The following is a 14,029-nucleotide window of genomic DNA, read 5'->3' as shown; positions in this document are numbered from 1 at the left end:
TCTTTTGCTGGAATGTAGGCCGTCGGCCGTGGAAGGTCAACCAGAAGTTTCGATAATTGATATGATTTGACTCTGAAAATGAAACTTACCTATGATGGAGCCAGGCATGAACGATATGCGCCTCACCAAAAGTGACGCCAAGCCTGACGGAGACACGCCGGCACTGCGGCTGTTCGGCCTGCTCGAAGTCATCGCCGAGAAGGACCAGGCCTTCAACCTGCAGGCGCTGGTGGAAGAGACCGGCCTGCCCAAGCCCACGCTGCACCGCATGCTGCAGCAGTTGGAAGCCGCAGGCCTGATCCAGCGCAACGGCGACGGCAGGCAATACGGCACCGGCCTGCGGCTGCGCCGGCTGGCGGAGAACCTGTTGCTCAACAGCACCTCGCACGGCGCGCGCCACATGGTGCTGCGGCGGCTGGTGGAAGAGGTCGGCGAGAGCTGCAACCTGACCGCGTTCTCGGGCGGCGAAGTGCTGTACCTGGATCGCGTGGAGACGGCGGCGCCGCTGCGCTTCTACCTGCATCCGGGCTCGCGCGTGCCGGCGCATTGCTCGGCCACCGGCAAGCTGTTCCTCGCGCAACTGGCGCCGGCGCAGCGGCAGCGGCTGCTGGGGCACGTGGAGCTGGAGCGCTACACGCAGAACACGCTGACCGACCACGCGCAGCTGGAAGCCGAACTGGAGCGCGTGAAGCGCGACGGCTACGCGATGGACGACGAGGAGTTCCTGCCCGGGCTGGTCTGCATCGGCGTGCTGGTGCCGGCCACGGACGGCGGCAAATCCAACCTGGGACTGGCGCTGCAGGCCCCTGTGATGCGCGTGGCGCGCGACAAAGCGCTGCAGCTGCTGCCCGCACTGCAGCGCGCAGCCGGTGCGCTGGCGGCGATCGAGGCCGACAGTGCCAGCGCCTGGCACGGCGGCGCGGAAGAGGACGAATAGCGCGCACGGCGTCACGCGGTTTGCTCCGCTGGTCGCGCTGCGCAAGGCATGGCGACAAGCAACGAGGAGCAAGAGGTGACGCAAGACCAGTTTGGCAAGCCGGACCGGATGATTCCGGTGCGCAGCGTGTTCGGCATCGATTCCGGCCTGATGGTGCCGGCCTTCAGCCAGCGCGACGACCACGTGCCGGAGATCGACCCGGCCTACCGCTTCCAGCCCGAGGTGACGCTGGCGATCCTGTCCGGCTTCATGCGCGACCGGCGCGTGATGGTGCAGGGGCTGCACGGCAGCGGCAAGTCGACCCATATCGAGCAGGTGGCCGCGCGGCTGAACTGGCCCTGCGTGCGCGTCAACCTGGACGGGCATATCAGCCGGCTCGACCTGGTCGGCAAGGATGCCATCGTGGTGCGCGACGGGCGCCAGGTGACCGAGTTCCAGGAGGGCATCGTGCCGTGGGCGCTGCAGCGGCCGGTGGCGCTGATCTTCGACGAGTACGATGCGGGCCGCCCCGATGTGATGTTCGTGATCCAGCGCATCCTGGAGCGCGACGGCAAGTTCACGCTGCTCGACCAGAACCGCGTGATCCGGCCGCATCCTTCTTTCCGGTTGTTCGCCACTTCCAACACGGTGGGGCTCGGCAACGTCAACGGCCTCTACCACGGCACGCAATTGCTCAACCACGCGCAGATCGACCGCTGGAACGTGGTGGCCACGCTGGACTACCTGCCGCATGACGAGGAGGCCGGCATCGTGCTGGCGCGCGTGCCCGAGCTCGACAACGATGCCGGCCACGCGCTGGTCGATGCGATGGTGGCGCTGGCGGGGCTGACGCGCCGCGGGTTTGCGGCGGGCGACGTGTCGGCGCTGATGTCGCCGCGCACGGTGATCAGCTGGGCCGAGAACTGCCAGATCTTCCACGATCCCGCGCTGGCGTTCCGCCTGACCTTCCTCAACAAGTGCGACGAGGCCGAGCGGCCGGTGGTGGCGGAGTACTACCAGCGCTGCTTCGGCCACCTGCCCGGCGAAGCCGCCGCAGCGCCCGCCGAGTCGGAGTCCGCGCGATGAGCGCCGCCGCGGCCGCGCAGCAACTGCGCCGGCGCCAGCGGCAGGATGAACTGTCCGGCGCCGCCGTGCGCGCGCTGACGGGCGACGCCGCGCTGCATTTCCGCGACGGGCAGCTTTGGCGCGCGATGCGGCCGGTGCCGCAGCATGCGCCGCACCTGCGTACCGATCCGGAAACCGATACCGCCACGTGCCTGCGTGGCGCCGCTGACGGCGCGGCGCTGCGCCAGGCGCATTCCGATGCCGCGCTGCATCGCCGGCTTTGCCCCGCCGATCCGGTCGAGCGCCTGGTGTTCGAACTGCTCGAACAGCTGCGTTGTGAGACGCGGTTGCCGCGCGGCATGGCGGGCGTGGCGGCCAACCTGCGCCATCGCTTCATGGCGTGGTCGCGGGCGTTCCATCGCTCCGGTCTGACTGAAGGGCATCTCGGCATCCTGCTTTACACTGTGGCGCAGGTCGCATGGTCGCGACTGACCGGCGAGCCGGTGCTGGAAGAGACCGAAGACCTGATCGAAGCCACGCGCGCCGCCATCGTGCCCGTGCTGGGCACATCGCTGGTCGGGCTGCGTGCTTGTCGGCATGACCAGTCGGCCTATGCGGCACATGCACTGGCGCTCGCCCGCGCAGTGGCGGAAATGGTTCGTACCGAAGCGCCACGTGCCGGCGAGGCTGACGACAACGCCGCTTCCGCCGCGCGCGCGGGGTTTGCGCTGTGGCTCGATTTCGACGAACCGCCCGCGGAAGACTTCGCCCTCGCCGATAGCGGCCACAGCCGCGTACTGGCCGAGGCCACCGATGGCTACCGCGCCTTCACCACGCGCTACGACCGCGAGGTGCGCGCCGCCACCCTGGTACGGCGCGCGCTGCTGGACGAGTACCGCACGCGGCTCGACGCCCGCATCGCCCGCGCCGGCGTCAACATCGCACGACTCGCGCGCCGGCTGCGCGCGGCGCTGGCGCAACCGCGCGTGGACGGCTGGTCTTTCGGCGAGGAAAGCGGCCGCATCGACGGCCGCCGCCTGGCGCAGCTGGTCAGCTCGCCTGCCGAGCGCAGGCTCTTCCGCCGTGAAGCACACAAGGCCCATGCGGATTGCGTGGTGGGCTTCCTGATCGACTGCTCAGGTTCGATGAAGGCGCAGGCCGAGCCGCTGACCCTGCTGATCGACATGCTCACCCGCGCGCTCGACCAGGCCGGCGTCGCCACCGAGGTGCTGGGCTTCACCACCAACGCCTGGAACGGCGGCCGCGCCCGCGCCGACTGGCTGGCGCGCGGGCGCCCGGCGCATCCGGGCCGGCTCAACGAGACCTGCCATATGGTGGTCAAGGATGCGCAGCGCAGCTGGCGGCTTGCGCGCACCGATATCGGTGCGCTGCTCAAGGCCGACCTGTTCCGCGAAGGGGTGGACGGGGAGGCGGTCGAGTGGGCCTGCGCGCGGCTGCATGCCACCGGCAAGGTGCGCCGCATCCTGCTGGTGGTATCGGACGGCAGCCCGATGGATACCGCGACCGGGCAGGCCAATGACGCCTGCTACCTCGACAACCACCTGAAGGCGGTGGTGGCGCGGCATGAGGCGCTGCGGGACGTCGAAGTGCTGGGGTTGGGGGTGGGGCTGGATCTCAGTCCGTATTACCGGCATACGCTGGCGCTGGATTTGTCGCAGCCGGTGGATATGGCGATGTTGGATGAGGTGGCGGGGCTGGTGGGGGCGCGGCGGCGGTGAGGTAGCCGGCTCTGTCTGGTTTTTCACTATGTACGCGTTACGCGTACATGACGGAAAGCTCGTACTAGCCGCTCTGGTGTTTGGGCCATCGTAAGCCCCATGCCTGACGCGGCCGCCTGGCGAGGGCCTCCGCCGTCAGCCACCCTCAGCAGCCGCTCACCACCACAATCACGCGCGCACCGCCTCCTTCGGCTGCCACGACACCGCGATGTCGCCATTGATAAAAGTCTGACAGGCCAGCCGGAACCCGGCGGCCAGCTCCGCCTCCGCCAGTAGCTTCTTTTCCTTCGGCTTGACCGCGTCGGTGTGCTCGTGGCCCTTTTCGATGCGGCACTTGCAGGTGCCGCACAAACCGCCGCCGCACTTGAAGGGGATGCCACCTTGCTCGCGCAGCGACACGCGCAGCAGGTTGCTGTTGACCGGCGCGCTGACCGTCTTGCCGTGGTTGGTGAGGAAGGTGATCTGGATCATGGCGATGAATTTGTTGCGTGACCACGTGAGGGCCGGGGGATCAGCACCGCCCGCATACGGCGACCGGCGTGGGCACCAGGGCGATGTCCATGCTGCCGAAGCTGGCCAGCTCGCGTAGCGCGGCGCGGGCGGCCTCCAGCGTGGCGTACTTGTCCAGGAACTTGGTCGACACCAGGTTGACGATGCCGGGCGGCGTTTCTTCCAGCACCCGCACCTTGGTATCGGCGGCCAGTTCGGCGATGACAAAGCGTGCGGTGCGCTTGCCATAGAAGACGTAGTCGTACGCTTCGACCGCGGTCATGCCCGCGGTGGGCTCGGTGCGGAACTGGCCGGGGCGGCTGGTGAGGAGGACGAACATGTCAGGCGTCCGCGCTGGCCGTGGCCAGGGTGCCGGCGGTGGCCGGGGCCGCGCTGGTCAGGTCGTCCTGCGCCAGTTCGATGTCGTGCTCGATCCAGAGCTGGCAGGCCAGCCGGTAACCCTGTTCGAGCCGGTCGCCGAGCTGCTTCTTTTCCTTCCAGTTGGGCGGCGGCAGGTGTTCGGCGCCGGCGATCACGCGGCAGGCGCACTTGGAGCACTTGCCCATGCCGCACTCGTAACGCAGGTTGGGGTAGGGAAACTGGCGAATCCCGGCGCGGACGACCAGGTTGGTCTGGGGCTTGACCTCGTCGACGAAGGTCTGGCCCTGCTTGTGGAAAGTGACTGTCGGCATCGTGCGGTTCCTGCCGGGTGGGGCGCCCACCCGGCGTCAAGAGAAGTCGGGGAAATCTGTCCGGCCTGGCGGCACTTGCGGCCGCCTACGACCACAACACCATGGCGGCCACGGTGGAGCAGGCCAGCCCGATCAGCACCGGGATCAGCAGCGCGCGCACCGCTTCCAGCACCGGCACCCGGGCGAAGCCGGCCACCGCGATCAGCGACGACCACGCCACCAGCGTGCCGCCGCCGGTCCAGACCGCGCCCATCTGGCCCACCGCGGCCAGCGTGGCCGGGTCGAAGCCGACCACCGGGCCGAGGGCGCCGGCCAGCGTGCCGGTCAGCGGCAGGCCCGCGAAACCCGAGCCGTCGATGCCGGTGATCATGCCGACCAGCAGCACGCCGAAGGCGACCAGCACGTGGTTGTCCGGGATCATGTGCTGGTAGGCCTGGATCAGTTCGAACAGCAGGCTCGGCGCCTTGCCCGGCGGCAGGCCCAGGATCTGCGCGGCGGTTTCGCCGGCGCCGACGAAGAAGAAGCCGGCGATCGGCAGCACCGAGCCCATCGCCTTGAAGGCGAAGACGAAGCCGTCGGTGATGTGCTCCGGGCACACGTCGAGCATGCGGCGCGGGCCTTCGGCGGCCAGCGTCGCCAGCATCATCAGCACCGCCGCGACGCCGCCGACCAGCGCCGCCGCATCGCCGCCCTTGAGGTCCTGCACGCCAGTGCCGAGCTTGGGCAGCACCATGACCGCGACTACGGCGAGGAAGGCGACGGGCGTCACGATCGCGAAGCATTTCGACCACTTCACCCGGCGCCGGGCCACCATCGACAGGCTTGCTTCGATATTGCTGTCGGTGGCCAGCGGCTCGGCGTGGGCGGTGCCCTTGGCGATCTCGGCCTTGTCGAAGGTGCCGCCGCCTTCCAGCGCCTCGGCGGTGCCGCCGGCGCGCGCCTGCCAGCGGTCGAGCAGGGTGCCGCAGGCGGGCACGATGTGCTTGCGCATCGACAGGTAGGCCAGGCACAGCGCAATAGTGCCGGTGATGAGCGACAGCGCCAGCGCGCGATCGGCCACCACCGCGGCGCTCACCGCTGCGCCGGCCGCCTTGGCACTGATGCCGGGGGCTACGCCGATCACATAGTCGGACGACAGCGCCATGCCCTGGCCGGCGATGGCGATCGCCATCGCACCCGCCAGCGGCGGCAGCCCCGCCGCAATGGCGGCCGGCAGCAAGATCGCCGATACCAGCGGCACGGCCGGGGTCGGCCAGAAGAACAGGGAGATGACGTAGGTGATGCCCGCCAAGATAAAGAACGCCGAATGCCCGTTCTTCATCACCACGCGGAAGGGCTCGACCATGCGGATGTCGGAGCGCAGCGTCTTGAGCGCATTGAGCAGCGCCGTCATGAACGCGATCACCAGGAAGATATTGAACAGCTCCTTGGCGGCAACCAGGCTCGCGGAAAACACTCCGCCCAGCGCCGAAACCGGGCTGCCGGTGAGCGCAAACACGACCAGGGCGGTGCCGACGATGGAAGGGACGACAACATTGGCGCGCAGGATCATCGTCAACACGATGACTGCTACCCCTGACAGATAGATCCAGTGCGCGGCACCGATCACGACTTGTTGTGACATGAAGACTCCCTGGGGGCGGAGGGGTTGTGGGGCCCTGGGTTCCGTACCAGTTCTGGAACCCAGTGTCGGTATACTATATTCCAGTGCGAACTCGCGACAACAGGTTTTTCATCCGGACTTACGCCTATACCAGACTGGTGCAAGTTGCCCGAACGCCGCACATATATTGGCCCTGCGACGGTGCGAACGTCCTTTAAGTGGTGCGCAGACGGGATGAAACCGTTTGCTCGGCTCCGCTGTGACATGTAGACTGTATACCGTTTTGCGGCGACTTCCACACGAAGTGCGAGCAATATAAGCAGGAGGCGTGCCCCTTATGAGGCCGTCCGTCCGACGCGCTTCATTCGCGCCTTCCAAGCCGCTATTTCGACCTGCCGCCATGACCTCTGCCTTGCCCGCCACGTTGTTCTCCCTGCTTCCCGCCGGGCTCTCCGTCACCACTTATCTATGGATGGGTGCGCTCATCCTCGTGGGCGCCTGCCTGCAAGGCGTGGGCGGGATCGGCTTTGCGATGCTTTCGGCACCGCTGGGGGCAATCTTCTTCCCCGACCTCGTGCCGGGACCGCTGCTGGCGATGGGCTGCTGTCTCTCCTTGATGGGCGCGCTGCGTGAGCGGGAGGCGATCGCGTGGCGCATCGCAGGCTTCGCCCTGATCGGGCGCGCGCTCGGCGGGGCGGCGGCAGTGCTGACCATGGCGTGGCTGGCGCCGGGTCCGCTGGGGGTGCTGTTCTCGGTGTCGATACTTGCCGCCGTGGCGCTGAGCCTGCTGGGCTGGCGCCTGCTGCCGACCTCGCCCAATGTGACCATCGCCGGCACCCTGTCGGGCTTCATGGGAACGATCACTTCGGCCGGTGCGCCCCCGTTCGCGCTGGTCATGCAGCACATGGCGCCGGCGCCGCTGCGCGCCACGATGGGTTGCATCCTGTCCGGCGGCGCAGTGCTGTCGCTCTCCATGCTGGCGATGGCGGGGCGCTTCGGTTTGCCGCAACTGGTGCTGGCGGCGGCCCTTGCGCCATTCCTGTTTGCCGGCTTCGCGCTGTCGAACCGCTTGCGCGGGCACGTTTCGCCCGGGGCGGTGCGCCGGCTGCTGCTGGGTCTTTGCGCTGCCGGGGCGCTCGGTGTGCTCGGCCGCACTGCCTTTTCGTGAGGCTCTGGCCCGCAGAGATCTCCCTCTTTCCCTGTCCCCATCCCAACCAGCGGAGTCCCCATGCAGCACATCACAGACGCGATGATCGATGCCCACGTCAGCCCGGAGGATGCCCGGCAGGTCATGGAGGCAGCGTTTTCCAGCTTCGGGCGTGGCGACGCCGCGATGCAGGAGCGCATCCGCACCGAGGCGGGCGGCGTCAAGCTGTCCACGCTGGGCGCGGTGATCCCGCAGCAGGGCGTGGCGGGCGCCAAGGTCTACACGACCATCAACGGCCAGTTCTCCTTTGTCATCCTGATCTTCTCGGCCGACGACGGGCGCCCGCTAGCTTCGTTCGACGCCGGCGCCATCACGCGCCTGCGTACGGCCGCCTGCACCACGCTTGCGGCGCAGCGGCTGGCTCGGCCCGGTGCGCGCACGCTGGCGCTGTTCGGCGCCGGCATGCAGGGCGTGCAACACGCGCGCCAGCTTAGCGCGACGCTCGGGCTGGAGCGCATCCTGGTGTCTGATCCGCACGCCGATGAAGGCATGCCGGAGCGGCTGTCGGCCCTGTGCGGCATCCCGGTCGCGCTGACAGAGCCCGATGCTGCCGTGGCCGAGGCCGATATCGTCGTCACGGCGTCGCGCGCGACAACGCCGCTGTTCGCGGGCGCGTCGCTGCGGCCGGGCGCCTTCGTTGCCGCCATCGGCTCCAGCCTGCCGCATACGCGTGAACTGGACGACACCGCGCTGCGCCGCGCCGCCGCCGTGGTGGTCGAGTGGCGCCCGCAGTCCGTGCGCGAGGCCGGCGACATCGTGCTGGCCGATCCGCAGGCCCTTCCGCACGAGAAGATCGTCGAACTGGGCGACGTGGTCCTGGGCAAGGTGTCGCCGCGCCAGCGGGACGACGACATCCTGATCTACAAGTCAGTCGGCGTGGGGCTGGAGGACGTGGCGCTGGCGGGCTTCGCGTGGTCGCGGATCACTGGCGCGGCGGAGCGTCGCGCGGCCTGAGTCGCATTGCCCGGTCCGCCGCCGGGTAAACACTTACGTGATTAGTCAACGAAGCCCTTGTTGTCGCTGACTAACTGTATATAGTATACAACAATGCAGGGGCCGATCGATTCACGAAGAGACCCCGGCATCCAACCCACTTGATTGCCCCCCATCGCCAACCAGGAGCCTCCGCCATGGCCGAACTGATGAACCGCGAAGCATTCCGTGCCGCCCTCGAAGAAGCCATCAAAGGCAAGAGCGCCAACAAGGCGCCGTTCAGCGTGGCCTGGGCCAGCGGCAAGCTGACCCGCGCCCATCTCGCACGCTGGGCCGAGAACCACTATCACTACGTCGGCCCGTTCGCGGATTACCTGGGCTACATCTACGCGCGCACGCCGGACCGCTATACCGAAGCCAAGGATTTCCTGCTCGCCAATATGTATGAGGAAGAGATCGGCGGCGACCGCCATACCGACCTGCTGATCCGCTTTGCGGAAGCCTGCGGCACCACCCGCGAGCGCGTGATCGACCCGGACAATATGTCGCCCACCACGCGCGGCCTGCAGAGCTGGTGCTACGCCGTGGCCATGCGTGAAGACCCCATCGTCGCGGTGGCCGGCCTGGTAGTCGGGCTGGAGTCACAGGTGCCGTCGATCTACCGCAAGCAGACCCCGACGCTGCGCGACAAGTACCAGTTCACCGACGAGGAAGTCGAATTCTTCGACCTGCATATCGTCTCGGACGAGATCCACGGCGAGCGCGGCTACCAGATCGTGCTCGAGCACGCCAACACGCCGGAACTGCAGCAGCGCTGCCTGAAGATCTGCGAGATCGGCGCGCAGATGCGGCTGCTGTATACGACGGCGCTCTATCACGACTACGTCGAGAAAGAACTGCCGCTGCCCGAACTCGACATGGCCGCCTGAGCGCCGCCGCGCAACCGGATCGACGATGACCGTATTCCTCAACCATATCGACGGCGAATGGACGGCCTGCCAGTCGGGCCGTACCTTCGACAATGTCAACCCGGCCGATACCGCCGATATCGTGGGCCGCTTCCAGGCGTCTTCCGCGGTGGACGCGCAGGCGGCCGTCGCCGCCGCGGCGGCAGCGTTCGCCGGCTGGAAGAAAACTCCGGTCGGCAAGCGCGCCGCCATCCTTAACCGCGCCGCCGATCATCTTGAAGCCAATGCCGACAGCATTGCCGCCGAGCTGACCCGCGAGGAAGGCAAGGCGCTGGCACTGGCTCGCGACGAGGTGCTGCGCTCGGCCCAGACGCTGCGGTTCTACGCGGTGGAAGGGCAGACCTTCACCGGCGAGGTGTACCCGAACGACGACCCCGACCAGCTCGTCTACAGCCAGCGCGAGCCGCTGGGCGTGGTGACGGTGATCGCGCCGTGGAATTTCCCGGTGTCAATCCCGGCGCGCAAGATCGCCCCGGCGCTGGTGACCGGCAACACGGTGGTGTTCAAGCCGTCGTCCGAGGCGCCGCTGTCGGGCTACCGGCTGGCCGAGGCACTGGTCAAGGCCGGCCTGCCCAAGGGCGTGCTGAACTTCATCACCGGCAGCGCGGCCGAGATCGGCCCGGCCATCACCGAGGCGCCGGCTGTGCGGGCGATCTCGTTCACCGGCTCGTCGCGCGCCGGCGAGCAGATCCACCGCGCCGTGCCGCTGACCACGCGCACGCAGATGGAGCTGGGCGGCAAGAATCCGCTGATCGTGATGGAAGATGCCGACCTCGACCGCGCCGTCGATCTGACCATCAAGGGCGGCTTCTCGCTGTCGGGGCAGGCGTGTACCGGCACCAGCCGCGTGCTGGTGGCCGAGTCCGTCAAGGCCGCGTACACCGAGCGGTTGCTGGCGAAGGTCGCCACGCTCAAGGTCGGCAGCGGCATGACGGCCGGGATGGACCTCGGGCCGCTGGCCTCGCACAAGCAGCTGGAAACGGTGCTGCGCTATATCGATATCGGCAAGTCCGAAGCGACGCTGCTGTGCGGCGGCGCGCGCCTCGCCGGCGGCGACTTTGACAAGGGCTACTACGTGGCGCCGACCGTTTTCACCGACGTGACCCAGCAGATGCGGATCGCGCGCGAGGAGATCTTCGGGCCGGTGATCGCCATCCTGGGCTTCACCGACTACGCCGACGCCATCGCCAAGGCCAACGACACCGAGTACGGGCTGGCCGCGGCCATCGTCACCAGCAACCCGCGCTACATCCACCACTTCGCCACGGACATCGAGGCGGGCACGGTCAAGGTCAACCGCACCACCACCGGCAATCTGGTCAACGCGCCGTTCGGCGGGGTGAAGCGCTCAAGCACCTCGACCTTCCGCGAGTCGGGCCGCACCGGGCTGGAGTTCTATACGCAGGTCAAGACGGTCTATCGGGGCGCCTGAGCCCGGCCGTTACAAGGAGTCAAGAGACATGAAAAAAGCCATCAAGCTGGAACTGCGCGAAGCGCGCCACATGGTTGCCGCGGCGATCCGGCGCTCGGAGGAAATCGGCGTGCTGGAATCGATCTGCGTGGTCGACGAGGGCGGCTATCCGCTCGCGCTCGAGCGCATGGACGGCGCCCGCATCACCGGGCCGCAGATCGCATGGAACAAGGCGTTCACGGCCGCGGGGCACAAGCGCTCCACACACCTGTTCACCACGCCGCCCAACGGGCCGGCGCTGCCGGGCAATGAGGCGTTCGGCATCCAGTGGAGCTTCGAGGGCAAGTTCGCCGCGTTCGTGGGCGGCTTCCCGATCGTGGTCAACGACGAGGTGATCGGCGGCATCGGCCTGTCCGGCGGCAACGGCGAGCAGGATACGCAGGCCGGGCTGGCCGCGCTGCAGGCGCTGGCCGAGCTGCTGGCGCCGCAGGACCTGAAGGTGCTGGTGCAGGCCGACATCAAGAAGTAAGCCAGGCGGGCGCCGGCCGCCCGCCACCATTTCGAACACGCGCGGAGGTTCCATGTCATACCGCATCCAGATCGCCGAAACGCAGCAGGTCTTTTTTGTCGAACGGGGCGAGACCCTGCTGCAGGCTGCCGGGCGCGCCAGCATTGCCTTGCCGCACGACTGCCAGCTGGGTGGCTGCGGCACCTGCCGCATCCGGCTGCTTGACGGGCAGGTGCGGTATGACGAGGAACCGTTCGGCCTGGCGCCGGATGAGGCCGCTGCCGGCTATGCGCTGGCCTGCCAGGCGCAGCCGCTGGGCGACCTCGTCATCAGCACGGCGCGCGAGGACGAGGCGTGCGCCGAGCCGGCGCGTTATCGGGCGCTAGTGCAGGCGGTGCGGCCGTTGTCGGCTGACGTCTTGCATATCGAACTGGAGGTGCCGGACGCTGGCGCGCTCGACTATCGCCCCGGCCAGTACCTGAAGCTGCTGAGCGACGACGGGCGCGCGCGCAGCTTCTCGATGGCCTCGGTGCCGCGCGACGGACGGGTCGACCTGCATGTGCGGCGCATCCCGGGCGGTGCCTTCACCGACGGCATCCTGCCGCAAATGAAGGCGGGCGACGCGATTGACATAGAGCTGCCGCTCGGCACCTTCTTCTACCGCGCCAAGGATTACCGGCCGCTGCTGATGGTGGCCACCGGCACCGGGCTGGCGCCGATCAAGGCGATACTGGAATCGCTGATGGACGATCCCGACTGCCCGCCGGTGTCGCTCTACTGGGGCATGCGCCAGCCGGAAGACCTGTATCTGCATACCGATATCCCGACATGGGGCGAACGCCTTTACGACTTCCAGTACATTCCCGTGCTGTCCCGCGCCGGCGCCGACTGGCAGGGCAGGCGCGGCTATGTGCACGACGCGGCGCTGGCTGATCTCGGCGATCTCAGCGAGCACGCCATCTACCTGTGCGGCTCGCCTGACATGATCCGTGACGCCCGTGCCGCTTTCCTCAGGCGCGGGGCAAGTTCGGATCACATCTATGCGGACAGCTTCACCTTCCAGTATTGTTAAGACATGGCGGTATACAGGGACCGGCTGGTATACAATAACGCCAGCCTTTCCGCTTACGCCTTTGCCGACTCATGTCCCTCACTCCATCTCCTGCCGCGCCCGCCGAGCCGCTGAGCCTCGGTGCCAGCCACTCGCCGCTGTTCGCCCTTGTCACCGACAAGCTGCGCGAAGGCATCCTGAACGGGAAGTACGCGCCAGGCGAACGGCTGGTGGAAAACAAGCTGTCGGCCGAACTGGGCGTGTCGCGCATCCCGGTGCGCGAAGCGCTGCGCGCGCTGGCCAGCGAAGGCCTGGTGGTAATCGAGCCGCGCCGCGGCGCGACGGTGGCCAGCCTGTCGCCGGTGATCGCGCGCGAGATGGTAGAGGTGCGCGCCACGCTGGAAGGCTTGAACGCCAAGCTCGCCGCGCAGCGCCGCGACCCGGCGCTGGTGGCGGAACTGGAAACCGTGCTGCGCCAGGGCATGGATGCCGCCGCGCAGGGCCGCGCGGATGAGCTGCTTGCCCTCAATACCCGCTTCCATGAAGTGCTCGGCACCATCGCGGCCAACAGCGTGCTGCAGGAAATGATGCGTTCGCTGCGCGAGCGCACCGCGGTGCTGTTCGGACCGGCCAACGTGGTGCGCGCGCGCCAGAACTGGGACGAGCACGCCCAGATCCTGCAGGCCGTGATCGCGGGAGACGCCGACCTTGCCGCGCTGCTGGCCGCGCGCCATGTCTACAGTGCGGCCAAGGCAGCAGACTTGCCGGTGGACGGGCAGGGCAGGGCAGAGGCGGCCTGAGGGCGTCGTGCCCGGCTTGCGGGCAAACTGATCGCTGGCCGCTCCCGTCCGACGTTCTTGCAGTAGGCCTCTCTCCATTTGGTGCGGCGTACGCCGTGCCGGATGTCCAGCCGCGTTACCGCGCGCGTCGGTACTTTCCTGGTTCTCTTCCCCTTTCGTTGCATGCCCGGCAATTGGGCATTGCATGCGCCGTCATGACGCATTGCACCAACTTAGGTATACTGTAGGCATTCCAGATCAATAGGGATTTACCATGCAGTCGCCCGAGCAATGCTATCTCTCGCAATCCGTCGGCCAGCAACTGTTGCGCCACTTTGCCGCGCGCGATGCCGTCCGCCATGCGACGCCGCTGCTGCCGCTACGCCTGCGCGATATCGGCCGCTTCCTCGTGGCCCTTGGCGGCCGCACGCCGAACCGTGGCCATTGCTGATCCAGCCTGATTGACACGGCGGCGCCGCCGCGCCGCCGCTGCCTCCCGGCGCGCGGCCTGCCCGCCGACGGCTCTCCCCAGCTGTCCACTCCACCGCTGCGCTGTCCAGCGCGCCGGCACGCGCGCCCATATTCGTCTTGCTCTCTGCGCGAGAGTGAATATAGTATACCAACGCAAGCGCAGCACTTCCCGAAGCCTGTCCTATACGCCCCCACCG

15 protein-coding genes are annotated in these 14,029 nt (G+C 67.9%); 11 read left to right on the top strand and 4 right to left on the bottom strand.

Annotated features, from left to right (window positions below):
• Positions 1-106: 106 nt before the first annotated feature.
• Genes ABNX08_RS29325 through ABNX08_RS29315 form a run of 3 tightly spaced genes read left to right on the top strand, consistent with a single transcriptional unit; the run spans position 107 to position 3,720 of the window.
• Positions 107-937 carry an IclR family transcriptional regulator gene (locus ABNX08_RS29325; RefSeq protein ID WP_022539223.1) on the top strand — a complete coding sequence of 277 codons (831 nt, stop codon included), beginning with the start codon at positions 107-109 and terminating at the stop codon, positions 935-937.
• Between the two features lie 48 nt (positions 938-985).
• Complete coding sequence (locus ABNX08_RS29320) at positions 986-2,002, top strand: AAA family ATPase (protein ID WP_041681828.1); 1,017 nt, start codon at positions 986-988, stop codon at positions 2,000-2,002.
• Positions 1,999-3,720, top strand: a complete 1,722-nt coding sequence (locus tag ABNX08_RS29315) for a cobalt chelatase (RefSeq protein WP_349608875.1) — start codon at positions 1,999-2,001, stop codon at positions 3,718-3,720. Before ABNX08_RS29320 ends, ABNX08_RS29315 begins: the two co-directional genes overlap by 4 nt.
• Positions 3,721-3,888: 168 nt before the next feature.
• On the opposite strand, the gene ABNX08_RS29310 is transcribed toward ABNX08_RS29315, so the two are convergent.
• From ABNX08_RS29310 to ABNX08_RS29295, 4 genes are all read right to left on the bottom strand, one after another.
• Positions 3,889-4,191, bottom strand: coding sequence for a 2Fe-2S iron-sulfur cluster-binding protein (locus tag ABNX08_RS29310; RefSeq protein ID WP_022539220.1), 303 nt, complete (start codon positions 4,189-4,191; stop codon positions 3,889-3,891).
• Positions 4,192-4,231: 40 nt separating this feature from the next.
• Positions 4,232-4,549, bottom strand: a complete 318-nt coding sequence (locus tag ABNX08_RS29305; RefSeq protein WP_022539219.1) for a hypothetical protein — start codon at positions 4,547-4,549, stop codon at positions 4,232-4,234.
• 1 nt (position 4,550) lies between these two features.
• Entirely contained in the window at positions 4,551-4,901 is a 351-nt protein-coding gene (locus tag ABNX08_RS29300; RefSeq protein WP_022539218.1) for a 2Fe-2S iron-sulfur cluster-binding protein, read from the bottom strand.
• 85 nt (positions 4,902-4,986) lie between these two features.
• Positions 4,987-6,525: a hypothetical protein gene (locus ABNX08_RS29295; protein WP_022539217.1), complete on the bottom strand. Its 1,539-nt coding sequence runs from the start codon at positions 6,523-6,525 to the stop codon at positions 4,987-4,989.
• A gap of 451 nt (positions 6,526-6,976) precedes the next feature.
• On the opposite strand from ABNX08_RS29295, the gene ABNX08_RS29290 reads away from it, so the two are divergent.
• The 8 genes from ABNX08_RS29290 to ABNX08_RS29255 all read left to right on the top strand — a co-directional run bounded on the left by ABNX08_RS29290 (position 6,977) and on the right by ABNX08_RS29255 (position 13,812).
• Complete coding sequence (locus ABNX08_RS29290; protein ID WP_051369981.1) at positions 6,977-7,672, top strand: sulfite exporter TauE/SafE family protein; 696 nt, start codon at positions 6,977-6,979, stop codon at positions 7,670-7,672.
• Between the two features lie 60 nt (positions 7,673-7,732).
• On the top strand, positions 7,733-8,665 hold the full coding sequence (locus ABNX08_RS29285; protein WP_022539215.1) for an ornithine cyclodeaminase family protein: 933 nt from the start codon (positions 7,733-7,735) through the stop codon (positions 8,663-8,665).
• A 176-nt stretch (positions 8,666-8,841) separates the two neighbouring features.
• Positions 8,842-9,573 carry a TenA family transcriptional regulator gene (locus ABNX08_RS29280; protein ID WP_010810360.1) on the top strand — a complete coding sequence of 244 codons (732 nt, stop codon included), beginning with the start codon at positions 8,842-8,844 and terminating at the stop codon, positions 9,571-9,573.
• 25 nt (positions 9,574-9,598) lie between these two features.
• On the top strand, positions 9,599-11,044 hold the full coding sequence (locus ABNX08_RS29275; protein ID WP_022539214.1) for an aldehyde dehydrogenase family protein: 1,446 nt from the start codon (positions 9,599-9,601) through the stop codon (positions 11,042-11,044).
• A 28-nt stretch (positions 11,045-11,072) separates the two neighbouring features.
• Positions 11,073-11,552, top strand: a complete 480-nt coding sequence (locus tag ABNX08_RS29270) for a heme-binding protein (protein ID WP_013953475.1) — start codon at positions 11,073-11,075, stop codon at positions 11,550-11,552.
• 52 nt (positions 11,553-11,604) lie between these two features.
• Positions 11,605-12,603 (top strand): 2Fe-2S iron-sulfur cluster-binding protein, encoded by a 999-nt coding sequence (locus ABNX08_RS29265; protein ID WP_022539213.1) that lies wholly within the window; start codon positions 11,605-11,607, stop codon positions 12,601-12,603.
• A gap of 71 nt (positions 12,604-12,674) precedes the next feature.
• Positions 12,675-13,382, top strand: coding sequence for a GntR family transcriptional regulator (locus ABNX08_RS29260; protein ID WP_022539212.1), 708 nt, complete (start codon positions 12,675-12,677; stop codon positions 13,380-13,382).
• Between the two features lie 253 nt (positions 13,383-13,635).
• Positions 13,636-13,812, top strand: coding sequence for a hypothetical protein (locus ABNX08_RS29255; protein WP_022539211.1), 177 nt, complete (start codon positions 13,636-13,638; stop codon positions 13,810-13,812).
• The last annotated feature ends 217 nt before the right edge of the window (positions 13,813-14,029 follow it).

The sequence above is a fragment of the Cupriavidus sp. DF5525 genome (assembly GCF_040149425.2).
Classification (GTDB): domain Bacteria; phylum Pseudomonadota; class Gammaproteobacteria; order Burkholderiales; family Burkholderiaceae; genus Cupriavidus; species Cupriavidus pickettii_A.
Note: the sequence above shows the minus strand (reverse complement) of the source record. Positions and strands in the feature narration are given on the sequence as shown.